Consider the following 22,150-nt stretch of genomic DNA (forward strand, 5'->3'; position numbering starts at 1 on the left):
GCCTCAGAGGAGCTCGAGGTTGTTCTTCAGCTCCAGCGGCGTGACCTGCCCGCGGTACGCCTCCCACTCCTTGCGCTTGTTGAGCAGCACGTAGTTGAACACCTGCTCGCCCAGCGTCTCGGCCACGAGCTCGGACTCCTCCATGTACTCCAGCGCGTGGTCGAGGCTCGCGGGCAGGGCGGAGTACCCCAGCGCACGGCGCTCGGCGTCGCTCAGCGCCCACACGTTGTCCTCGGCCTCCGGCGGCAGCTCGTACCCCTCCTCGATGCCCTTGAGGCCGGCGGCGAGCATGAGCGCGTAAGCCAGGTAGGGGTTCGCGGCCGAGTCGAGCGCGCGGTACTCCACGCGCGACGACTGCCCCTTGTTCGGCTTGTACATCGGCACCCGGACGAGCGCCGAACGGTTGTTGTGACCCCACGTGATGAAGCTGGGGGCCTCGTCGCCGCCCCACAGCCGCTTGTACGAGTTGACGAACTGGTTGGTCACGGCGGAGATCTCGTTCGCGTGCCGCAGGAGCCCGGCGATGAAGTGACGGCCGGTCTTGGACAGCTGGTACTTCGCCCCCTCCTCGTAGAACGCGTTCTGATCGCCCTCGAACAACGACATGTGCGTGTGCATGCCGCTGCCGGGCTGACCGCTGAGCGGCTTCGGCATGAACGTGGCGTACACGCCCTGCTCGATGGCCACCTCCTTGATCACGGTGCGGAACGTCATGACGTTGTCGGCCGTGGTGAGGGCGTCGGCGTAGCGCAGGTCGATCTCGTTCTGACCGGGACCGCCCTCGTGGTGGCTGAACTCCACCGAGATGCCGAGGTCTTCGAGCATGCGCACCGAGCGGCGCCGGAAGTCATGGGCCGTACCGCCCGGCACGTTGTCGAAGTACCCGGCGGAGTCGACCGGGACCGGACCCTCGGGCCCGAACGACGAGGACTTGAGCAGGTAGAACTCGATCTCCGGGTGCGTGTAGAACGTGAAGCCCGCGTCAGCGGCCTTCGCGAGCGCGCGCTTGAGCACGTGACGCGGATCCGCCACCGCCGGCTGCCCGTCCGGGGTGGTGAGGTCGCAGAACATGCGCGCCGTCGGGTCGATCTCCCCGCGCCACGGCAGCGTCTGGAAGGTGGTCGGGTCGGGCTGCGCCAGCAGATCGGACTCGTATGTGCGGGTGAGGCCCTCGATGGCCGAGCCGTCGAAGCCGATGCCCTCCGCGAACGCCCCCTCGACCTCGGCCGGCGCGATCGCGACCGACTTCAGCGTGCCGATCACGTCGGTGAACCACAGCCGCACGAACTTGACGCCGCGCTCCTCGATCGTGCGAAGCACGAAGTCCCTCTGCTTGTCCATGGCTACTCTGCGCCCTGGCCCTTCGCGTCGGAGCCGAAGCCGCTCGACGGCTTCGCGTCCCAGCCCTGCTCCGCGGCCTCCTCCTCGGCCCAGGCACGCGACCGCTCCTGGAGGACCTCGGGCGCACGACGCGCCTCGGCCTCGGTGTCGAAGGGGCCGACGCGGTCGATCGAGGGCGACAGCATGCCGAACTCGACCTCGCCCGTGGCGGAGTTGTACCAGTACTTGTGATCGCCGTCGGTCATGGCTTCTCCTTCTTCCCGCGAGTCGTTCGGGTGATGTCATCGATCCTACTGGCGCACACAGCGGTCGCTAAGCTATCGGCCATGGCAAAAGCGATCGGCGTCGACATCGGCGGCACGGGTATCAAAGCGGGAATCGTCGACCTCGAACACGGCACCATGGCCTCGGATCGGGTACGCGTGCCCACCCCGGAGGGTGCGGCGCCGGAGGACGTGCTCCTCGCCGTGCAGACCGTGCTCAAGACCCTCGACGTGCACGAGTCGACGCTCCCCCTCGGCGTGGCCTTCCCGGCGATCGTCAAGCGCGGCAAGACCCTGTCCGCCGCCAACGTGTCCAAGAAGTGGATCGACTTCGACGCGGAGCGGTTCTTCCGCGACGGGCTCGGCCGCAACATCGTGTTCGTGAACGACGCCGACGCGGCGGGTGTGGCCGAGGCTCGCCACGGTGCCGCGCGCGACGTGATCGGCTTCACGCTGCTCACCACTCTCGGAACCGGGATCGGCTCGGCCTTCCTCTACGACGGCGTGCTGCTGCCCAACACCGAGCTCGGCCACCTCAACTTCCGCGGCTTCGAGTCGGTGGAGACCTGGGCGGCCACCTCCGCCCGCGAGCGCGAAGGGCTCAGCTGGGCCGAGTGGGCGGAGCGGCTGCAGGAGTTCTACTCCCACATCGAGTTCATCTTCAGCCCCGACCTGTTCGTGGTCGGCGGCGGGGTGTCGAAGAACGCGGGCGACTTCCTCCCGCTGCTCGACCTCAAGACCCCGATCGTCCCGGCGATCCACCGCAACAACTCGGGCATCATCGGCGCCGCGTCACTCGCCGGCGACTGACACCCGCGACACGTGGAAGGCCCCGCAGAGCATCTGCGGGGCCTTTCCTCGTGGGGCGAATGGGCCGGCCTGTACGCCGGGTTCTGTTCCGGGGTTCTTCGCCCCTTCGACGGCCATCTCTCTCGGCGACACGTTGCCGTGCCGCTCCAGCGGTCTACCCGAGGACTCGGCGGGCCGCGTCAACATCCTCTGTCTGACCTTGCTCCGGGCGAGGTTTACCTGGCGGGCCGTGTCACCACGGCCCCCGGTGGTCTCTTACACCACCCTTTCACCCTTACCCGCGATCCGAGGATCACGGGCGGTCTGCTCTCTGTGGCACTTTCTCGCGGATCACTCCGGGTGGGTGTTACCCACCGCCCTGCCCTGTGGAGCCCGGACGTTCCTCGGTGCGGTCACCCGCCACGCGACCGTCCAGCCGACCCATTCGCCCCTCCAGTCTACGGCGCTCACTTCTCCGCGGAATCCGCGATGCGCAGGTCGAGCGGCACCTCGATCGGGAACGTGCCGAACAGGCGGGTCGTCGCGACCTCCGCTGCCTCTCGCACCGCCGCCGCGGCGGCCTCGGCGTGCTCGCGCGGGGTATGCACGATGATCTCGTCGTGCAGGAAGAACGCCAGATGCGGCTCGCGGGCGAACGGGCCGGAGGCCTCGGCGGCCCCGAACACGGGCGGCAGCTGCTGCAGCCGGTGTCGGATCTCGGCGAGCCAGATGAGCGACCACTCGGCCGCCGTGCCCTGCACCACGAAGTTGCGGGTGAAGCGTCCCCAGTCCCGGGCTCGCCGACGAGCGAGGGCCACCACGGCGGGATCAGCCTCCGCGGCCGTCGCATCCGACTGCAACCGCATCCACTCGTCCGACGGCCGCGGCGAGGACCGGCCCAGCCACGTCGAGACGATCCCGCCGTCCTCGCCCGTGCGCGCCGCCTCGTCGACGAGGGCCATGGCGCGCGGGTAGACGCGGCGCAACCGTGGCACCAGACGGCCGCTGTCGCCGCTCGTCGCGCCGTACATGGCCCCGAGCACCGCGTACTTCGCCTCTTCACGGGTCGCGACCGCGCCCGACGCCACGACACCCGCGTAGAGGTCGCCACCGCGCGCCGCCTCGGCCATCGCTTCATCCGCCGCCATGGCCGCCAGCATCCGCGGCTCCAGCTGCGCGACATCCGCGACCACCAGCGTCCATCCGGGGTCGGCCCGCACGGCGGGTCGCAGGTTCCGCGGCAGCTGCAGCGCTCCCCCGCCGGCCGAGGCCCAGCGCCCCGTGACCACGCCACCGGGGATGTAGACCGGACGGAACCGCCCCTCGTGCACCCACTCGGACAGCCACGTCCACCCGTTCGCGCTCAGCAGCCGGGACAGCTTCTTGTACGCCAGCAGCGGCTCGACGACGGGATGGTCCTGCGTCGACAGCTCCCACTTGCTCGTGGACTCGACCTGCACTCCGACGCGATGCAGGGCGCGCAGCAGCTTGGGCTGGCTGTCCAGGTGGAGAGTCGCATCGCCGAGGAGCGCCCGCACCTCGTCCGCACGCTCCACCATGTGCCGGGGAAGACCGCCGCCCGCGGGCCGGGCGCCGAGGGTCTCGGTGAGGATCGCGTCGTGAACCGCCGTGTCCCAGGGCAACCCGGCGGCGCGCATCTCCTCGGCGATCAGGCCACCTGCGGACTCGGCGGCGCACAGGAGCGTCAGCCGACCGTCCCGCGCGGCGGCGATCACCCGGCGTTGCGCGCGGTACTGCTCCAGGGCCGCGACGACCGCCGGCTCCCCCGATTCCTCGTCGAACACGTCGAACAGGGAGGGCGTCGCGTCCGCGGGCTGCCGCGGCTCCCAGGCGGCCGACGGAGGCAGCGGCGCGGGCACCGTCGCGGTGTCCCGCAAGATCGCATGGCACAGGACCAGGTCGTGACTGCGGCCGATGCGGACTCCCTCCCGCAGCAGCAGTGCGTACACCTCGGCGGCCGAGCGCAGGATCCACCGGGGGCCGTCCTCCGCCTCCGTCGCGGCGACCCAGGACGCGAGTTCGCCCGCGGGCACGAGCGTCCGACCGCTCTCCCGGTCGTGCTCGTCGAGCTCGACCGCCGCGTACTCGGCCGCCCCGAGCGCGATCAGGGCGATGCGGCGCTCCGTGCCCGACGCCGGCACCGTCATCGGCGGTGCACGACGGATGCGCTCACGAGAGCCCCGACTCCTCGGTGCGGACGAGGATGCAGCCGCACTCGGGGCAGGAGACCACGGCGTCCTCCGGGGCTCGGCGGATCTCGTTGAGGTCGGTGCCAGGGAGCATCATGCGGCAGCCCTCGCAGGTGCCGCGGGTGAGGAGCGCCGCCCCCGCGCTGTTCTGGGCGCGGCGGTCGTACTCCGCCAGCAGCGGGGCGGGGATCGAGCCGGCGACGGCCTCCCGGTCACGCGTCAGCTGAGCGCCGAGCTCGGTGGCCGCCGCCACGTCGGCCTTCGCCTGCGCGGTCAGGGCCGTGCCCTCGGTCGTGGTCGTGTCGAGCAGCGCCTGCTGAGCGGCGACGGCGGCATCGGCCTCTTCCACGCGCCCCATCACGTCGAGCTCCGCGTCTTCCAGGTCGCTCAGGCGCTTGGCCAGGCTGGCGAGCTCGTGCTCGAGCGCCTGCGCCTCCTTCGCGTTGGTCGCCGCCGCCAGACGCGCGGTGTCGCGGTCCCGGCGCTGTTCGGCCAGGGACACGTCGGACTCCAGCCGCGCGAGCTCGGCACGCGCATCGTCCCGCGCGCCGGTGAGAACCGTGAGCTCGCGGAGCTGCTCCTGGCGGACGGCGACGAGCTCGGTGATCCGCGCCGCCTGACTCGGCTGGGTGCGGGCACGCTCGGCCTGCGCGATGCGCCGGTCGAGGTCCGCGATGTCGAGCAGGGTGCGCTGGTTCTCCGGGGTGGCGTTCACGCTCTCAAATCTAGTCGGTCGGCCGTCGTCCGGTCCTCAGCCGATGACGCCGTCGACGTAGAGCCACGTCCGGCCCTCGCGGACGAATCGGCTGCGCTCGCGCAGGGAGCCGCGCTCGGCGCCGTGCCGCCAGAACGCCTCGAACTCCACGACGCCGTCGCGGTCGAACGGTCCCCCGGCCACGCGGTCGATAATCAGCAGCCGACGCCACTCCAGACCCCGGTCGAACTCGACGTCGCGGGGCCGCGTGCTCGGATGCCAGGTGCGCAGCAGGTACGCGTCGTCCTCCCGGGAGAAAGCGGTGTAGCGGGAGCGCATGAGTCGTTCAGCGGTCGGAGCGGGCGCACCTCCGAGAAGGGGCGCGCAGCACTCGTCGAACGGGTTGCCGGAGCCGCAGGGGCAGCGCGTGGACGAGATCATGAGAGCGCGACGTTCAGGGTCATGCCTGCCAGCATCACCTACGCCGGGCTCATCGTCCAACGCTCCACCGACAAGGCCTACGCTGAACACAAGCCACCGAAGGAGCACCGATGCCCGCCATCCCCACCGTCACCGCCCACAACGGCTTCACCCTCCCCGCGATCGGGCTGGGCACCTATCGCCTCGACGGCGATGCGGGAGCCGACGCCGTCGCCGCGGCCATCGGCGCGGGCTACCGCCTCATCGACACGGCCTTCAACTACGAGAACGAGGGGTCCGTCGGGCGCGGTGTCGCCGCCGCCGACGTCGACCGCGCCGAGATCATCGTCACCACCAAGCTGCCCGGCCGACACCACCCCGCCGACCGGGCGCGGATCAGCATCGAGGAGAGCCGCTCCCGGCTCGGGCTCGATGCGACCGATCTCCATCTGATCCACTGGCCGAACCCGCACCAGGACGAGTACGTCCCCGCATGGACGGCGCTCGTCGAGGCCCAGTCCCGCGGCGTCGTGCGGCAGATCGGCGTGTCGAACTTCCTGCCGGAGCACCTGGAGCGCATCGAGAGGGAGACCGGCGTCCGCCCCGTGGTCAACCAGATCGAGGTGCACCCGTACTTCCCCCAGGAGGAGCAGCTCGCCCACCACCGCGCCCAGGGGATCATCACCGAGGCGTGGAGTCCGATCGGCCGGGCGAAGGCGCTGCTCGACGAGCCCGTGATCAGGGAGGTCGCCGCCGCACACGACATCGCACCGGCGCAGGCGGTGCTGGCCTGGCACGTCGCCCGGGGGACCGTGGCGATCCCCAAGGCCTCGTCGCTCGCTCACCAGCTCGACAACCTCGCCGCGGCGGAGATCGTGCTCGATGACGCCGAGGTGGCCGCGATCACCGCACTCGGTCGCCCGGACGGACGGCTCTTCGACGCGGACCCCGCCGTCCACGAGGAGTCCTGACCGCGGGAGCGCTCAGACGGTCTGCGTCCCCAGCACCCGCAGGAACTCCAGCTTGCCGGCCGCCTCGCTCCCCCGCGGCGCGGTCAGCACGATCAGCGCCTGCGACTCGTCCTCCGTGAACAGCGCCTGGCAGTCGACCTCGATCTCGCCGAGCTCCGGGTGCACCATCACCTTGTGCTGCTCGAAGCGACGGCTCACCTCGTGCGCCTCCCACAACCGCACGAACTCGTCGCTCATGGCCGAGAGGGCCGTGACCATCTCGCAGGCGCGGGAGCGCGCACCAGGGACCGCGTGCGCGGCCCTGAGCGTCGCCACGAGAGACCGCGACTGCCGCACGTGATCGACCTCCCGATAGCGGAGGCGCTCCGTCTCCGGGGAGGCGAACCAGCGGTAGATCCCGCTGCGATCCATCCCGGTCAGGCTTCCCGCATCGCCGATCAGCGCCCGGGAGGCGTCGTTCTGCACGAGCACCTCGTCGAGCACCGACACCACGAACGCCGGCGTGTCGTGCAGCCGGTCCAGCACCCGGAGGATCCCCGGCCGCACGTAGTCGGTCGCCGTGACGCGATCCGGGGCGCTGTGGCCGCTCAACCGGAACAGGTAGTCGCGCTCGTCCTCGGTCAGCCGCAGCGCCCTGGCGAGCGAGCCGAGGATCTGCACGCTCGGCTGCGGTCCCCTCCGCTGCTCCAGGCGTGCGTAGTAGTCCGTCGACATCGTGGCCAGCTGGGCCACCTCCTCGCGCCGCAGACCGGCGGTTCGGCGGCGCGCTCCCGCGGGCAGCCCCACGTCGGCGGGCGTCGACGCCTCCCGGCGGCGCAGCAGGAAGTCGGCCAGCGCATCACGATCCATTCCTGAAGTATCCCCCCGCCGCGGCACCCGAACCAGGGATCGGCGGTCCCTGGACGATCCCTCTCTGGAGCGTCCAGCCGCCGCCGTCGACGCTGGAACCATGGACATCACCGGAAACACCATCTTCATCCCCGGCGCGACCAGCGGCATCGGCCTCGCGCTGGCCCTCCGACTCCACGAACGCGGGAACACCGTGATCGTCGGCGGGCGGCGCGCCGACCGGCTCACCGCGATCGCCGACGCGCACCCCGGCATCCACACCGTGCAGATCGACACCGCGGACGCCGACAGCATCCAGGCAGCCGCCCGCACCGTCCTCGCCGAGCATCCGGCGCTGAACGTGCTCGTCACCATGGCGGGCATCATGCGCGCCGAGGACTGGCGCTCACCCGACGGCTTCCTCGCGACCGCCGAGGAGATCGTGACCACCAACGTCCTCGGGCCGATCCTTCTGATCGCCGCGTTCGTCGAGCACCTGCGCGCGCAGCCCGCCGCGACGATCATGACCGTGACGTCCGGGCTCGCGTTCGTCCCGCTCAAGGCGACGCCGACCTACAACGCCAGCAAGGCCGCGATCCACATGCTCAGCGAATCCCTCCGCCTGCAGTTCGCCGGCACGAGCATCTCCGTCGTCGAGCTGGAGCCGCCGGCGGTTCGCACCGCTCTCATGCCCGGGCAGGAGCAGGACGAGTCGGCGATGCCTCTCGACGAGTTCGCCGACGAGGTCATGGCGCTCATCGAGACCGACCCGGAGGCGCCCGAGGTGCAGGTCGAGCGCGTCAAGTTCCTGCGCCACGCCGAGGCGAGGGGGGACTACGCCCGCGTCGTCGCCGCGCTCAACAGCACCGATCGTCACGCCCGCTGAGGCCGGGGCGGTGCCCGCGCACCGCCCCCCAGTTCACGCCTGCAGGGACCCCGCGACCGCGGTGAGAGCATCGGCCGACTGCCGCAGCTGCTCCAGCTCGCGCTCCGAGAAGGAGGTGGCGCGGATCGGATCGGCCCCGGCGGCGCTCACGATCGACGGCACCGACAGGGCGACGCCGTCCAGGCCGTGGAAGTCGCGCAGCACCGTGCTCACCGGCATCACGGCGTGCTCGTCGCGGAGGATGGCCTCCACGATCCGCGCGCTCGACAGCCCGATCGCGTAGTTGGTCGCCCCCTTGCCGCGGATCACCTTGTACGCGGCGTCGCGCACCTCCACCGCGATCTCGTCCAGCTCCTCCAGCGTGAACCGCGGGTGACCCGGCGTCTCCCACTCCAGGATCGGCACCGTGCCGATCGTGGCGCGGGACCACAGGGGGAACTCCGTGTCCCCGTGCTCGCCGATGATGTGCGCGTGCACGCTCGCAGTCGACACTCCCGCCCGCTCGGCGAGCTTCCATCGCAGACGCGACGTATCGAGCACCGTGCCGGAGGCGAAGATCCGCTCCGGCGGCAGCCCCGTCTCCTGCTGAGCGATCACGGTGAGCACGTCGCACGGGTTCGTGACGATGACGTACACCGCGTTCGGTGCGACGGCGAGCAGGTCGGGCATCATGCGCCGGATGATGCCCGCGTTCACCCCGGCCAGCTCGGTGCGGGTCTGCCCCGGGTTCTGCTTGGCCCCGGCGGTGATGACCACCACGTGCGAGCCGGCCGCGACCGAGATGTCGCTGCCCCCGACGATCGCGCTCGACCCGGTGAACTGGGTCCCGTGGGCGAGGTCGAGCACCTCGGCCTCGACCTTCTCGGTGGCGATGTCATAGAGCGCGACGTGACGGGCGGAGCCGCGGATCAGTGCGGCGTACGCGACGCTGGAGCCGACGCTCCCCGCACCCACGACCGTGAGCTTCGAGTTCTCGATGATCTCCATGCGCCCATACTGACAGCGGGCGCGTCGCTCCGGGAGGGGGCGAGCCGTGCGAAAGCGCGCAGGTCAGACCGCCGCGGCCACCGCATCCGCCGCGGTCCGGTGGGTGAACCGGAACCCCGAGCGCTCGAGCACCTCCGGGCGCACATCGGCATCCGGCAGCAGGAGCGAGTCGGCCGCGTCCCCGAGCGCCAGGCGCAGCGCCCAGCGGGGAGCGCGAAGCCAGTACGGGCGATGCATCCGCGCGGCAAGGGCGCGTCCGATGTCGTTCATGGTGGCGGGCGTCGGACCCGCGAGGTTCACCGGACCGGTGAGCTTCGCGTCGAGCGTGTGCCGGATCGCCCGCACCTCGTCCTCGAGCGAGATCCACGGCCACGTCTGCGTGCCAGGGCCCAGCGGTCCCGCGACCCCGAGCCGGGTGAGCAGCACCAGCGGCCGCAGGACGCCGCGGCGATGGATCACGGGGGCGGTGCGCAGCAGCGCGACCCGGGTGAGGTCCTCCACCCGTCTGGCCTCGGCCTCCCATCGCACGCAGAGGTCGGCGAGGAACGTGTCGCCCGGCCGCGAGTCCTCCGTGAGGGTCTCCCCCGGCGCGGAGCCGTAGTAGCCCACGGCCGACGCGGAGACCAGCGCCGGAGCGTCGGAGCCGAGCGAGCGCAGCGCCGTCGTGAGGGTGTGCGTCGCATCGAGCCGGGACTCCACCAGCTCCCGGCGGTACCGCAGCGTCCACGGGAGCCGGCCGACGCTGGCACCGCCCAGGGCCACGACCGCCTCCGCACCCGCGAGCACGTCGGGGTTGAGGGAGCTCACACCGGGCATCCACTGATGCTCGCCGTCCTCCCGGGGCGGGTGACGCACGAGCGTGTCGACCTCGATCCCGTCGCCTCGCAGCGAGGCCGCGAGGGCGGAGCCGATCAGGCCGGATGCCCCGCTGATGACGATGCGTCGCGCCATGGTCGCTCCCCCGGTCTCCTCGAGACGGTGGGCCCTGCCGGGATCGAACCGACGACATCCACGGTGTAAACGTGGCGCTCTACCAGCTGAGCTAAAGGCCCTGGTGCGCTCAGTCTATCCGGCGGCGCATGCGCACCCACGTCGTGGAAGAGGGATAGGCTGAGGTCGGCGCGCGTTGTGCACGGCCGACAAGGCTGCCCGTGTCGCTTCCCGTTTCCTTGGCATGACCTGCCAGCTTGACGAAAGGTTCCCCCGTGACCGTCCACGACCAGGATCCGTACTCTCAGGGCCCCCTCGACAGCGATCCGGAGGAGACCGGCGAGTGGCAGCAGTCGCTCGATGAGCTGGTGGATGCCAAGGGACACGGCCGCGGCCGTGAGATCATGCTCAGCCTCCTCAAGCGCTCCAAGGAGCTGCACCTGAACGTGCCGATGGTCCCCACCACGGACTACATCAACACGATCGCTCCGGAGAACGAGCCGGAGTTCCCCGGCGACGAGGAGATCGAGCGCCGCTACCGCGCCTGGATCCGCTGGAACGCGGCCATCACGGTGCACCGGGCGCAGCGTCCCGGCATCGGTGTCGGCGGTCACATCTCCACGTACGCCTCCTCCGCCGCCCTGTACGAGGTGGGCTTCAACCACTTCTTCAAGGGTGCCGACCACCCCGGCGGTGCCGACCAGATCTTCATCCAGGGTCACGCCTCCCCCGGCACCTACGCCCGCTCGTTCCTCGAGGGTCGTCTGACCGAGGACCAGCTCGACGGCTTCCGCCAGGAGAAGTCGCACGCCCCGAACGGCATCCCCTCCTACCCGCACCCGCGGCTGATGCCCGAGTACTGGCAGTTCCCCACCGTGTCGATGGGGCTCGGCCCGATCAACGCGATCTACCAGGCGATGTCGAACAAGTACCTGGAGAACCGCGGCATCAAGGACACCTCGCAGTCGCACGTCTGGGCCTTCCTGGGCGACGGCGAGATGGACGAGGTCGAGAGCCGCGGTCAGCTGCAGGTCGCGGCGAACGAGGGCCTCGACAACCTGACCTTCGTCGTCAATTGCAACCTGCAGCGTCTCGACGGCCCGGTGCGCGGCAACGGCAAGATCGTGCAGGAGCTGGAGTCGTTCTTCCGCGGTGCCGGCTGGAACGTCATCAAGGTCGTCTGGGGCCGCGAGTGGGACGACCTGCTCGCCCGCGACACCGACGGCGCGCTGCTGAACCTGATGAACGTCACGCCCGACGGCGACTACCAGACCTACAAGGCGGAGTCGGGCGCGTACATCCGCGAGCACTTCTTCGGGCGCGACGAGCGCACCGCCGCCCTCGTCAAGGACTACTCCGACGACGACATCTGGAACCTCAAGCGCGGCGGCCATGACTACCGCAAGGTCTACGCCGCGTTCAAGGCCGCGACCGAGCACAAGGGCAAGCCGACCGTCATCCTCGCGAAGACCGTCAAGGGCTACGGGCTCGGCCCGCAGTTCGAGGGCCGCAACGCGACCCACCAGATGAAGAAGATGACGCTGGACAACCTCAAGACGTTCCGCGACGCGATGCACATCCCCATCACGGACGCGCAGCTCGAGGAGAACCCGTACCTTCCCCCGTACTACAACCCGGGACCGCAGGACGAGACGATCCAGTACATGCTGGAGCGTCGTCGCGCGCTGGGCGGCTTCCTGCCGGAGCGCCGCTCGACCCACGTGGGGCTCTCGCTCCCCGAGGAGAACGCGTACGCGCTGCCGAAGAAGGGCTCGGGCACGCAGGAGATCGCCACCACCATGGCCTTCGTCCGCCTGCTGAAGGACCTGCTGCGCTCGAAGGAGTTCGGTCACCGCATCGTGCCGATCATCCCCGACGAGGCGCGCACGTTCGGCATGGACGCCTACTTCCCGACCGCGAAGATCTACAACCCGAACGGTCAGCACTACACGTCGGTCGACCGGGAGCTGCTGCTCGCCTACAAGGAGAGCCCGCAGGGCCAGATCGTCCACGTCGGCATCAACGAGGCGGGCGCCCTCGCGGCCTTCACCGCGGCCGGCACGTCGTACGCCACGCACGGCGAGCCGCTGATCCCGATCTACATCTTCTACTCGATGTTCGGCTTCCAGCGCACGGGCGACGCCCAGTGGGCGGCGGGCGACCAGATGGCACGCGGCTTCATCATCGGCGCGACCGCCGGACGCACCACCCTGACCGGTGAGGGCCTCCAGCACGCCGACGGCCACTCGCACCTGCTGGCCGCGACCAACCCGGCCACCGTGTCCTACGACCCGGCCTACGGCTACGAGATCGCGCACATCGTCCGCTCCGGTCTGGAGCGCATGTACGGCGGCGAGCACGAAGACCCGAACGTCATGTACTACCTCACGGTGTACAACGAGCCGATGGTGCAGCCCGCCGAGCCGGCGGACGTGGACGTCGACGGCATCGTCCGCGGCATCCACCGCGTCTCGGTCGGCGAGGGCGACGGGCCTCGCGCCCAGCTGTTCGCGTCGGGCGTGGGACTGCCGTGGGCGATGGAGGCGCAGGAGCTGCTCAAGAACGACTGGGGCGTGATCGCAGACGTGTGGTCGGTCACCTCCTGGACGGAGCTGCGCCGCGACGGTCTCGCCGCAGACGAGCACAACTTCCTCCACCCCGAGCAGGAGACGCGCACGGCGTACCTCACGCAGAAGCTGCAGGGCGTCGAGGGTCCGGTCGTGGCGGTGAGCGACTTCATGCACGCCGTCCAGGACCAGATCCGTCCGTGGGTGCCGAACCGCTTCGCCACGCTCGGCGCCGACGGTTTCGGCTTCTCCGACACGCGGGCCGCTGCTCGTCGCTTCTTCAAGATCGACGGTCCGTCGATCGTGGTGCGCACGCTGCAGTCGCTCGCGGAGGAGGGCACGGTCGACCGTTCGCTCGCCGCGCAGGCCATCGAGAAGTACCGTCTGCACGATGTGAACGCCGGCACCAGCGGTAACGCAGGCGGGGAAAGCTGAGCCTTCGGTGACACCGTCGTCTGCCGCCGGCATGGACAAGGCCGCGACACTCACCTGGCTGCGCCGGATCTCCGGTGACATCGCCTCGGTGACGATCAAGCGGCTGGAGGACACGCTCCCGTGGTACGCCGACATGCCACCGGCCCGCCGTTCTGCGGTCGGGCTGGTGGCGCAGGCGGGCATCACCTCGTTCATCCAGTGGTACGACGACCCCACCTCGACCCCGTGGATCGCGGCGGACATCTTCGCCGCCGCGCCACGGGAGCTCCTGCGCAGCGTGAGCCTGCAGCAGACGCTCCAGCTGATCCGCGTGACGGTGGAGGTGACCGAGGAGCGCGTCGCCGGCAAGGGTGAGCATCTCCGCGAGGCCATCCTGCTGTACTCGCGCGACGTCGCGTTCGCCGCGGCCGACGTGTACGCCCGCGCCGCAGAGGCCCGCGGCCTGTGGGATGCGCGCCTCGAGGCACTCGTGGTGGACTCGATCCTCACGGGAGAGGCCGACGAGGAGCTGCCGAGCCGCATCGCCGCCCTGGGCTGGCACGGACACGGCGAGGTCGCGGTGCTGGTCGGCACGACGCCTCCGCAGTTCGATGTGGACCTCGTGCGTCGGACGGCGCGGAAGCTCGCGGTCGACGTGCTGATCGGCGTGCAGGGCTCACGGCTCGTCCTGGTGCTCGGCCGTGCCCGCGTGGCCGGACAGGAGGGCGAGGACGAGGAGCTGGGCTTCCAGGAGATCGCCGCCCGGCTCGAGCCGTCGTTCGGGCCCGGCTTCGTCGTGCTCGGACCCGCGGTCGCCGCCCTCGTCGATGCGAGCCAGAGCGCCAGGGCGGCCCTCGCCGGCTTCGCGGTGGCTCGCGCCTGGCGGAGCGCACCGCGACCGGTGGAAGCCGACGACCTGCTGCCCGAGCGCGCTCTGGCGGGCGACCCCCTCGCGAAGCAGACGCTGGTCGAGCGCATCTTCCGCCCACTGCAGGCCCATTCGACCGATCTGGTGACGACGCTGTGGAGCTACCTCGACAACGGCCGCTCGCTGGAGGCGACCGCGCGCGAGCTGTTCGTGCATCCGAACACCGTGCGCTACCGCCTCAAGCGCGTGAGCGAGGTGATCGGGTGGGACGCCACGGGCCCGCGCGAGGCCCTCATCCTGCAGACGGCCCTCATCCTCGGGTCCATCGGTGCCGCGGAGCAGGTGCGTCGCCGCCCGTCCGCACGGCGCCCGCCGCGGTGACGCCGCCAGGCCCTGTGCGCCACACACAAGGGATCCTCGCAATCTTGTGATGGATCATCCACCGCTCGTCGGCAATCGTTGGCAGACTGGGTGGGTGATTGTCGTCGTCTGCCCTGGACAGGGCTCGCAGACCCCCGGTTTCCTCGCCCCCTGGCTCGACCTCGACGGCGCCGAGGAGCGTCTCGCCTCCTTCTCCGAGGCGGCCGAGGTCGACCTCCGCACCCACGGCACCGTGTCCGACGCCGACACCATCCGTGACACGCGCATCGCGCAGCCGCTGATCGTCGCCGCGTCGCTCCTCGCCGGCGACGCCCTCGTGCAGCGGTCCGGCCGCCGTGCGGACGGCATCGCCGGTCACTCGGTCGGCGAGGTCGCCGCCCTCGTGGGCAGCGGGGTGATCGACGAGACGACCGGCATGCGTCTGGTGGGGATCCGCGGCCGCGCGATGGCCGATGCCGCCGCGCAGACCCCCACGGGCATGAGCGCGGTGCTGGGCGGCGACGAAGAGGCGCTGCTCGCCCGCCTGGCCGAGCTCGGCCTGTCCCCCGCCAACTACAACGGCGGCGGCCAGATCGTGGTCGCCGGACCGCTGCCGGCACTGGCTGCTCTGGCCGAGGAGCCGGTGAAGGGCACGCGCGTGGTGCCACTGCAGGTCGCCGGCGCGTTCCACACCTCGTACATGGGCTCGGCGGTCGCCGCGCTCCGCGACGCGGTGGCCGACGTGTCCCCCGTCGACCCCGACATCACGCTCTGGACCAACCGCGACGGCTCCGTGGTCTCCGACGGCGCGCAGGCGCTCTCGTATCTCGTCGACCAGGTGTCCTCGCCGGTGCGCTGGGACCTCTGCATGGCGTCGTTCGCCGAGGCGGGCGTCACCGGGGTCATCGAGCTCGCCCCCGCCGGCGCCCTCGTCGGCCTCGCCAAGCGCGGGCTCCGTGGTGTGCCGACCGTCGCCGTCAAGACCCCCGAAGACCTCGACGCAGCCGTCGCGCTGCTGAACGGAGACGCCGCATGAGCGCCACGCTCGCCCAGCTCACCGGCCCCGCGTACACCCGCATCTACTCGTACGGTGCCGCGCGCGGCGAGAACGCCGTCCCGAACGACGACCTGATCGGTCCGATCGACTCGAGCGACGAGTGGATCCGCCAGCGCACCGGCATCGTGACTCGCGTGCGCGCCGACAAGGGAACGGATGCGATCGACCTGGCCACCGCCGCGGCCGCCGAGGCCATCGAGAAGTCGGGCGTCCCCGCCGACCAGGTCGACCTCGTGATCGTCGCGACGATCAGCAACCCGAAGCAGACGCCCTCGGTCTCGGCGATCGTCGCCGACCGCGTCGGTGCGAACCCGGCGGCCGCCTACGACATCAACGCCGCCTGTGCGGGGTATGCGTACGCGATCGCGCAGGCCGACGCGCTCATCAAGGCCGGTACGGCACGCCACGCTCTCGTGATCGGCACCGAGAAGCTGTCCGACGTGGTCGACCCCACCGACCGCAGCATCTCGTTCCTGCTCGGCGACGGTGCCGGCGCTGCACTGATCGGCCCCAGCGAGACGCCGGGCATCTCCCCCGCCGTGTGGGGTTCGGACGGCTCCAAGGCCGACGCCGTGGGCATGAACGCCACCCTCACCGAGTTCCGCGACGGCGAGGTGCCGTGGCCCACGCTGCGCCAGGAGGGCCCGACCGTCTTCCGCTGGGCGGTGTGGGAGATGGTGAAGGTCGCTCGTGAGGCACTGGACAAGGCGGGCGTGACCGCGGAGGACCTCGCCGCGTTCATCCCTCACCAGGCGAACATGCGCATCATCGACGAGTTCGCCAAGCAGCTCGGTCTGCCGGAGACCACGGCGATCGCCCGCGACATCGAGACGACGGGCAACACCTCGGCCGCCTCCATCCCGCTCGCGAGCCACCGCCTCCTGGCTGAACACCCCGAGCTTTCGGGTGGGCTGGCGCTGCAGATCGGCTTCGGCGCCGGTCTCGTGTTCGCCGCACAGGTCGTCGTCCTCCCCTGAGTCCGCGCCGACCTTCCCTAGACTGTTCCACGGTTCCTAATACACCCCGTAAGAAAGAGGAAGACCACCATGGCTTTCACCAACGATGAGGTCCTCTCCGGCCTCGCAGAGCTCATCACCGACGAGACCGGCATCAACGCCTCCGAGGTCGCCCTGGAGAAGTCGTTCACCGACGACCTCGACATCGACTCGATCTCGATGATGACGATCGTCGTCAACGCCGAGGAGAAGTTCGGCGTGACCATTCCCGACGACGAGGTCAAGAACCTCAAGACCGTCGGCGACGCGGTCAACTTCATCGTCGCGGGCCAGGAGTAACACGGCAGGATGCCACCCCCGCTGCGGCGGGGCGTGGCATCCTCCGCTCTGCCCATCTCCCGCACGACTCCCGTTCGACAAGGAACCACCTTCATGACCAAGCGCATCGTCGTCACCGGCATCGGCGCCACGTCCGCCATCGGCGGGACGGCTCCCGAGAACTGGACCAACCTCCTCGCCGGGGTGTCCGGCACCCGCACGATCGAGCACGACTGGGTGCAGCAGTACGAGCTGCCCGTCACGTTCGCCGCCTCGGCGATCGTCCGCCCCGAAGAGGTGCTGCCGCGCCACGAGGCCAAGCGTCTGGACCCGTCTTCGCAGTTCGCGTTGATCGCGGCACGCGAGGCCTGGGCCGACGCCGGTTCCCCCGAGGTCGCCCCCGAGCGCCTCGGCGTCGACTTCGCGACCGGCATCGGCGGCCTGTGGACCCTGCTGGACGCGTGGGACACGCTGCGCGAGAAGGGACCGCGCCGCGTCATGCCGCTGACGGTCCCGATGCTCATGCCCAACGCTGCCGCGGGCAACCTCTCGCTGCAGTTCGAGGCCCGCGCCTACGCGCAGACCGTGGTGAGCGCCTGTGCCTCGAGCACCGAGTCCCTCATCCACGCCTTCCACCACCTGCAGGAGGGTCTCGCCGACGTCGTGATCGCCGGCGGCACCGAGTCCGCGATCCACCCCATCACGATGGCGGCGTTCGCTTCCGCGCAGGCCCTCTCCCGCCGCAACGACGACCCGGCCCACGCATCGCGTCCGGGCGCGATCGACCGCGACGGCTTCGTGATGGGCGAGGGAGCGGCCGCGCTGATCCTCGAGACCGAGGAGCACGCCAAGGCTCGCGGCGCCAAGATCTACGGCTACATCCTGGGCGGCGGTGTCACGGCCGACGCCTACCACATCACGGGCAACGACCCGGAGGGCAACGGCGCGGCCCGTGCGGTCACGCAGGCTCTCGAGGAGGCCGGCATCACGGCCGACCAGGTCACGCACATCAATGCCCACGCCACCTCGACGCCGGTGGGCGACCCGAACGAGTACACAGCGCTCAAGAAGGTCTTCGGCGACCGAATCGATGAGATCCCGGTGTCGGCCACCAAGGCGTCGACCGGGCACCTGCTCGGCGGCACCGGCGCGCTGGAGGCGATCTTCTCGATCCTCGCGCTGCGCGACCGGGTCGCCCCTCCGACGATCAACATGACGGAGCCCGACCCCGAGGTCCCGTTCCGCCTGTCCGGAGAGCCGATGCCCCTGGGCGACGGACCGCAGATCGCGATCAGCAACTCCTTCGGCTTCGGCGGACACAACGCGGTGCTCGTGGTGGGCAGCGCCGACTGACGACCCCGTACGACACGACGAGGCCCCCGGGACGTCCCGGGGGCCTCGTCCTGTCTCGACGGACCCGGCTCAGCCGTTCGAGACGGCGAGCCGCTGCGACCGGGCCCTGCGGCGCCGCTCGATGCGGGGAAGGAACCAGCCGATGAGCGGACCGACGCCGAACGCGAAGAGCACGGTCCCCACACCCACCGGGCCGCCCAGCAGGAATCCGATGAGGAGCACCGAACCTTCGATCACGGTCCTGGCGAGCCAGACCGGCCATCCGGTGGTCCGGACGAGACCCGTCATCAGTCCGTCCCGCGGGCCGGGACCGAAGTCAGCGGCGATGTAGAGCCCGGTGGCGAACGCCAGCAGCACGAGTCCGAACACGAACATGGGCGCGCCGATCCACACGTTCGGCGGGGAGGGCAGTGCCAGCAGCGCGAGGTCGGCGCTGGGGCCGATCAGGAGGGCGTTGAGCAGGGTGCCGAGACCGACGCGCTGGCGCAGGGGGATCCACAGCAGCAAGACCACGATCGACACCAGCACGGTGACGGCGCCGTAGCCGAGGCCGCTCCGTCCCGCGACACCGAGCGCGAGCACGTCCCACGGCGCCACACCGATGCCCCCGCGGACCATGAACGCCAGCGCGATGCCGTAGAGCATCAGTCCGATGACGAGCTGGACCAGGCGCTCCGCGAGGTCGCGAGGGCTCGTGGCGCGGACGGGCAGGAGGATGGAGCGCAGGAGCATCTCTCCATCGTGGAACGACGGGAGCCGCGGTCGCCGAGACCACTGCGACAAAAGTGGCCTGCGTATAGCAGTCCACTTTTGCGGCAAGCTGGAGTCATGTCCTCACGACTCGTGGAACAGCTCGGAGCGCGCAGCGTCGCCGGCGCCTCGGCCACCACCCTGGCCCGCCAGATCACCGCGCTCATCCTCGACGGCCGGCTCACGGTGGGGGAACGACTGCCCAGCGAGCGTGCTCTCGCGGTCGAGCTGCGCCGCTCCCGCTCGACCATCACGCGCGTGTACGGCCTGCTGGAGGCGGACGGCTACGTCACACGGCACCACGGCGGCAGCACCCGGGTCGCACTCCCCCACGGCCCCGCGCTGCCGGGACAGGACGGCGACGGCGACGCGATCGACCTCTCCATCGCCTCGATGGACTCCACCCCCGGGCTGTACGACGCGACCGTGCGCTCACTCCCGCGACTCGCGGCGCTGCGCGGCACGAGCGGCTACTCGCTGCAGGGGCTTCCGGAGCTGCGCGAGGCGCTCGCGCAGCGCTTCACGGAACGCGGGGCCGACACCACCGCGGACGAGATCATCGTGACGTCCGGAGCGCTCAACGCCGTGAACCTGATCCTCACCGCGATCGGGCGTCGGGGCGAACGCGCACTCGTGGAACAGCCCACCTTCCCCCACGCGCTCGAAGCCCTCCATCGGCACGGCTACCGCCTGGTGCCCACGCCGGTCGACACGGACGGCTGGGACACCCGCCACGTCACGGACACGCTGCTCAGCGCGCGCCCCCACGTCGCCTACCTCATCCCCGACTTCCACAACCCGACCGGTGCCACCCTTCCGCAGGAGGAGCGCTCCCGCATCGCCGCCACCGCGCGCCACGTGGGAACCCATCTGATCGTCGACGAGACCACAGCCGAGCTCGACATCGACCGCGGCTGGGCTCCTGTCCCCCTCGCCGCGGAGGGACCGCACGTCATCACCGTCGGCTCGATGTCGAAGATCGCGTGGGGCGGGATGCGCATCGGGTGGATCCGGGCCGAGCGTTCCGTGATCGCGCGCCTGCTCGCCGTCCGCCCCTCGTTCGAGCTGGGCACCGCGCTGCTCGAGCAGTGCATCGCGGTCGAGCTGCTGCGCGACATGCCTGCACTCGGCGCGCACGTGCGCAGCCGGCTCACGGCGGGACGCGCTGCCGTCGCCGAGGGCCTCACGCACCTGCCCGGCGTGCGGATGCCGCGCACCCCGGGCGGTCTGTCGGCCTGGATCGATCTGGGCGCGCCGGTCTCGACGGCGTTGTCGCTCGCCGCCCGCGAGCAGGGCCTGATCCTGCCCCCAGGGCCGCGCTTCACGACCGGCGGGGTGCTGGAGCGGCGGCTCCGCATCCCGATCACCCTTCCGCCGGAGCGCACGGCGGAGGCGATGGCCCGTCTCGCCCTGGCGTGGGGCGACCTGGTGGGAGGCAGCCGACAGCCCGCGGCGGAGATGCGCCACGCGGCTGTCATCTGACGACGAAGACCCCGCCGCGGCATCCGTGGCGGGGTCTTCGTCGAGCGGGGCGAGGATACGTCTTCTCAGCGTCCGGGATCACTCACCGGAATCCGATACTCACGCCTCCCGCGCCCCCGGTCTGCGGGCCGGTCAACCGACCTTGTGGAGCCAGACGACGCGCGCATCGTCACTGGCGTGGCGGAACGGTTCGAGCTCCTCGTCCCAGGCGGAGCCGAGCGCGATGTCCAGCTCGCGCTGCAGCTCGACGGCGTTCCCTGCGGCGATCTCCATCGCGTAGCGGATGCGGTCCTCGCCGATCACGATGTTGCCGGCGGCGTCGGTCTGCGCGTAGTGGATGCCGAGATCCGGAGTGTGCAGCCAGCGTCCGCCGTCACTGCGGGGCGTCGGGTCTTCCGTGACCTCGAAGCGCAGGTGCTCCCAGCCGCGGATCGCGGTCGCGAGCGCAGCACCCGTGCCGACGGGGCCGTCCCAGTAGAACTCGGCGCGCCGGGCGCCGTCGAGGACCGGCTGCTCCGTCCAGTCGAAGTTCACCGCACGCCCGATAGCGCGACCGACCGCCCATTCCAGGTGCGGGCAGAGCGCGCGAGGCGCCGAGTGGATGAACACCACTCCGCGTGCGTAAGCCGTCGCCATGATCTCTCCGTTTCATCAGGTGCGTCTTCCCCTACGACCTGACCCACGAAGTGGCGAGAGTATGCGGTTGTGCGCCCATTCTCGCGGAGTTCCGCATAAATCACAAGCGTGTGATTCCATGACGAAGGCCCCGGTCGAGCGACCGGGGCCTTCGTCGTATCAGCGGAGGATCACGCCTCGCTCATGGCCTGCTTGACCTGCTGGCCCTTGGCGGCGTAGTACGCGGCGCGCGCCGCGTCCTTGCGCGCCTGCTCGGCGTAGCCGAACTCCAGCACGTCCTGCGGGACCTCGACGTTCGGGACGTCGTCGGTGCCGTGGTACTTCTCGATGTAGGCGTCGAGCTCGGGGCCCGAGGTCCACGACGTGATCAGGCAGTAGCGCGGGTCGGTGCCGTTGTGGGTGGCAGCATGCCACAGGCGCTGTGTGTCCACGATCAGCTGCGCGCCGGCCGGCAGCGCGATGCGGTACTCGATGCTCGGGTCGGTGCGGTTCTCGCGCAGGACGAAGTAGCTGTCCTTGTCGTCGGTGAGGTTGAAGAAGCCGCGGACGACCCAGCCGGTCCCGTCCGGGTTCAGGCGGTTGTTGTCGTCCTGGTGCAGGTTGTACAGGCAGTCGCCGTACGGGGTGGGCTGCAGCTCGATGATGCGGCACCGACCGACGTTGGCACCCGGCTCCTGCGCGCGACGCGTCAGGTTCGGTGCCTTCGCGACCTGGGAGTCGATCCAGACGCCGTCCTTGTCGGTGCGCGGCGGCTTGTGGTTCCAGAAGCCGTTGCACTCGATGTCGCCGAAGGCGCTGGCGAGGGGCGCGAACCGGGTGTCGCCCGAGGACTTCCAGTCGTTGTACTCGACGTCCAGCCACTCCTTGGGGTCGGCCTCCTGGTCGTAGCTGTCGAGGACGACGAAGCCCTTCTCCTCCAGCGCTGCGGACTTGATGTATCCCATGATCGAGTCATGTTCCTTTCATCGGGGGCCAGCACGTTTTAACAGGCCCTGATAAGGCAAGCCTAACAGCGGGGCTCGCCGCCTCCCCGAAGGGCGGCCGTGCATAACCCGAATAGACTGGGCGGG

At 70.6% G+C, this 22,150-nt stretch carries 21 protein-coding genes, 1 tRNA gene and 1 other RNA gene; 10 read left to right on the top strand and 13 right to left on the bottom strand.

The window, feature by feature from the left end:
- Positions 1-3: 3 nt before the first annotated feature.
- A complete protein-coding gene (gene glnA, locus ACFWCH_RS14875) occupies positions 4-1,341 on the bottom strand; it encodes a type I glutamate--ammonia ligase (RefSeq protein ID WP_136030252.1) in 1,338 nt (445 codons plus the stop codon).
- Between the two features lie 2 nt (positions 1,342-1,343).
- Positions 1,344-1,586: an SPOR domain-containing protein gene (locus ACFWCH_RS14880; protein WP_136030250.1), complete on the bottom strand. Its 243-nt coding sequence runs from the start codon at positions 1,584-1,586 to the stop codon at positions 1,344-1,346.
- An 81-nt stretch (positions 1,587-1,667) separates the two neighbouring features.
- Between ACFWCH_RS14880 and ppgK the strand changes: the two genes are divergently transcribed.
- Complete coding sequence (gene ppgK, locus ACFWCH_RS14885) at positions 1,668-2,414, top strand: polyphosphate--glucose phosphotransferase (protein WP_136036155.1); 747 nt, start codon at positions 1,668-1,670, stop codon at positions 2,412-2,414.
- A 56-nt stretch (positions 2,415-2,470) separates the two neighbouring features.
- Here ppgK and rnpB read toward each other — a convergent pair.
- The 4 genes from rnpB to ACFWCH_RS14905 all read right to left on the bottom strand — a co-directional run bounded on the left by rnpB (position 2,471) and on the right by ACFWCH_RS14905 (position 5,738).
- An RNA gene (gene rnpB, locus ACFWCH_RS14890) (RNase P RNA component class A) lies at positions 2,471-2,837 on the bottom strand.
- A gap of 23 nt (positions 2,838-2,860) precedes the next feature.
- Positions 2,861-4,561, bottom strand: a complete 1,701-nt coding sequence (locus tag ACFWCH_RS14895; RefSeq protein ID WP_247981754.1) for a bifunctional 3'-5' exonuclease/DNA polymerase — start codon at positions 4,559-4,561, stop codon at positions 2,861-2,863.
- Positions 4,562-4,583: 22 nt separating this feature from the next.
- The gene (locus tag ACFWCH_RS14900) at positions 4,584-5,318 is read right to left on the bottom strand and encodes a zinc ribbon domain-containing protein (RefSeq protein WP_136030244.1); all 735 of its coding nucleotides are present in this window, start codon (positions 5,316-5,318) and stop codon (positions 4,584-4,586) included.
- Between the two features lie 36 nt (positions 5,319-5,354).
- A complete protein-coding gene (locus tag ACFWCH_RS14905) occupies positions 5,355-5,738 on the bottom strand; it encodes a YchJ family protein (protein ID WP_378803738.1) in 384 nt (127 codons plus the stop codon).
- Between the two features lie 110 nt (positions 5,739-5,848).
- On the opposite strand from ACFWCH_RS14905, the gene ACFWCH_RS14910 reads away from it, so the two are divergent.
- Positions 5,849-6,688: an aldo/keto reductase gene (locus ACFWCH_RS14910; protein ID WP_136036160.1), complete on the top strand. Its 840-nt coding sequence runs from the start codon at positions 5,849-5,851 to the stop codon at positions 6,686-6,688.
- Positions 6,689-6,700: 12 nt separating this feature from the next.
- Here ACFWCH_RS14910 and ACFWCH_RS14915 read toward each other — a convergent pair whose 3' ends face one another.
- Complete coding sequence (locus ACFWCH_RS14915) at positions 6,701-7,537, bottom strand: helix-turn-helix transcriptional regulator (protein WP_378803739.1); 837 nt, start codon at positions 7,535-7,537, stop codon at positions 6,701-6,703.
- Between the two features lie 100 nt (positions 7,538-7,637).
- Between ACFWCH_RS14915 and ACFWCH_RS14920 the strand changes: the two genes are divergently transcribed.
- Complete coding sequence (locus ACFWCH_RS14920; protein ID WP_378803740.1) at positions 7,638-8,402, top strand: SDR family oxidoreductase; 765 nt, start codon at positions 7,638-7,640, stop codon at positions 8,400-8,402.
- Positions 8,403-8,435: 33 nt separating this feature from the next.
- Here the strand turns inward: ACFWCH_RS14920 and ACFWCH_RS14925 are convergent, their stop codons facing one another.
- The 3 genes from ACFWCH_RS14925 to ACFWCH_RS14935 all read right to left on the bottom strand — a co-directional run bounded on the left by ACFWCH_RS14925 (position 8,436) and on the right by ACFWCH_RS14935 (position 10,441).
- The gene (locus ACFWCH_RS14925; RefSeq protein ID WP_378803741.1) at positions 8,436-9,389 is read right to left on the bottom strand and encodes an L-lactate dehydrogenase; all 954 of its coding nucleotides are present in this window, start codon (positions 9,387-9,389) and stop codon (positions 8,436-8,438) included.
- Between the two features lie 63 nt (positions 9,390-9,452).
- Positions 9,453-10,340: a TIGR01777 family oxidoreductase gene (locus ACFWCH_RS14930; protein ID WP_136036163.1), complete on the bottom strand. Its 888-nt coding sequence runs from the start codon at positions 10,338-10,340 to the stop codon at positions 9,453-9,455.
- Between the two features lie 28 nt (positions 10,341-10,368).
- Positions 10,369-10,441, bottom strand: a tRNA-Val gene (locus ACFWCH_RS14935).
- Positions 10,442-10,594: 153 nt separating this feature from the next.
- Here ACFWCH_RS14935 and aceE point away from each other — a divergent pair.
- The 6 genes from aceE (at position 10,595) to ACFWCH_RS14965 (ending at position 18,212) form a co-directional block, all read left to right on the top strand.
- Entirely contained in the window at positions 10,595-13,321 is a 2,727-nt protein-coding gene (gene aceE / locus ACFWCH_RS14940; RefSeq protein ID WP_378803742.1) for a pyruvate dehydrogenase (acetyl-transferring), homodimeric type, read from the top strand.
- 31 nt (positions 13,322-13,352) lie between these two features.
- Positions 13,353-14,549 carry a CdaR family transcriptional regulator gene (locus ACFWCH_RS14945; protein ID WP_136030264.1) on the top strand — a complete coding sequence of 399 codons (1,197 nt, stop codon included), beginning with the start codon at positions 13,353-13,355 and terminating at the stop codon, positions 14,547-14,549.
- Between the two features lie 94 nt (positions 14,550-14,643).
- Entirely contained in the window at positions 14,644-15,564 is a 921-nt protein-coding gene (locus tag ACFWCH_RS14950) for an ACP S-malonyltransferase (protein WP_247639002.1), read from the top strand.
- Positions 15,561-16,562: a beta-ketoacyl-ACP synthase III gene (locus tag ACFWCH_RS14955; RefSeq protein ID WP_136030221.1), complete on the top strand. Its 1,002-nt coding sequence runs from the start codon at positions 15,561-15,563 to the stop codon at positions 16,560-16,562. The genes ACFWCH_RS14950 and ACFWCH_RS14955 overlap by 4 nt, the downstream gene beginning before the upstream one ends.
- Before the next feature lie 69 nt (positions 16,563-16,631).
- Positions 16,632-16,880, top strand: a complete 249-nt coding sequence (locus ACFWCH_RS14960) for an acyl carrier protein (RefSeq protein WP_136030219.1) — start codon at positions 16,632-16,634, stop codon at positions 16,878-16,880.
- A gap of 93 nt (positions 16,881-16,973) precedes the next feature.
- Positions 16,974-18,212: a beta-ketoacyl synthase gene (locus tag ACFWCH_RS14965; RefSeq protein WP_136030217.1), complete on the top strand. Its 1,239-nt coding sequence runs from the start codon at positions 16,974-16,976 to the stop codon at positions 18,210-18,212.
- A 69-nt stretch (positions 18,213-18,281) separates the two neighbouring features.
- On the opposite strand, the gene ACFWCH_RS14970 is transcribed toward ACFWCH_RS14965, so the two are convergent.
- Positions 18,282-18,944, bottom strand: coding sequence for a YitT family protein (locus ACFWCH_RS14970; RefSeq protein ID WP_136030215.1), 663 nt, complete (start codon positions 18,942-18,944; stop codon positions 18,282-18,284).
- 96 nt (positions 18,945-19,040) lie between these two features.
- Here ACFWCH_RS14970 and ACFWCH_RS14975 point away from each other — a divergent pair, with 96 nt between their 5' ends.
- Positions 19,041-20,444, top strand: a complete 1,404-nt coding sequence (locus ACFWCH_RS14975; protein ID WP_378803743.1) for a PLP-dependent aminotransferase family protein — start codon at positions 19,041-19,043, stop codon at positions 20,442-20,444.
- 132 nt (positions 20,445-20,576) lie between these two features.
- Here the strand turns inward: ACFWCH_RS14975 and ACFWCH_RS14980 are convergent, their stop codons facing one another.
- Together ACFWCH_RS14980 and ACFWCH_RS14985 are read right to left on the bottom strand one after the other, a co-directional pair.
- Positions 20,577-21,080, bottom strand: a complete 504-nt coding sequence (locus tag ACFWCH_RS14980; RefSeq protein ID WP_136030211.1) for a DUF3145 domain-containing protein — start codon at positions 21,078-21,080, stop codon at positions 20,577-20,579.
- A 170-nt stretch (positions 21,081-21,250) separates the two neighbouring features.
- Positions 21,251-22,024, bottom strand: a complete 774-nt coding sequence (locus tag ACFWCH_RS14985) for a hypothetical protein (RefSeq protein WP_136030209.1) — start codon at positions 22,022-22,024, stop codon at positions 21,251-21,253.
- Positions 22,025-22,150: the final 126 nt, after the last annotated feature.

Source organism: Microbacterium sp. NPDC060132, from assembly GCF_042729675.1.
Classification (GTDB): domain Bacteria; phylum Actinomycetota; class Actinomycetes; order Actinomycetales; family Microbacteriaceae; genus Microbacterium; species Microbacterium sufflavum.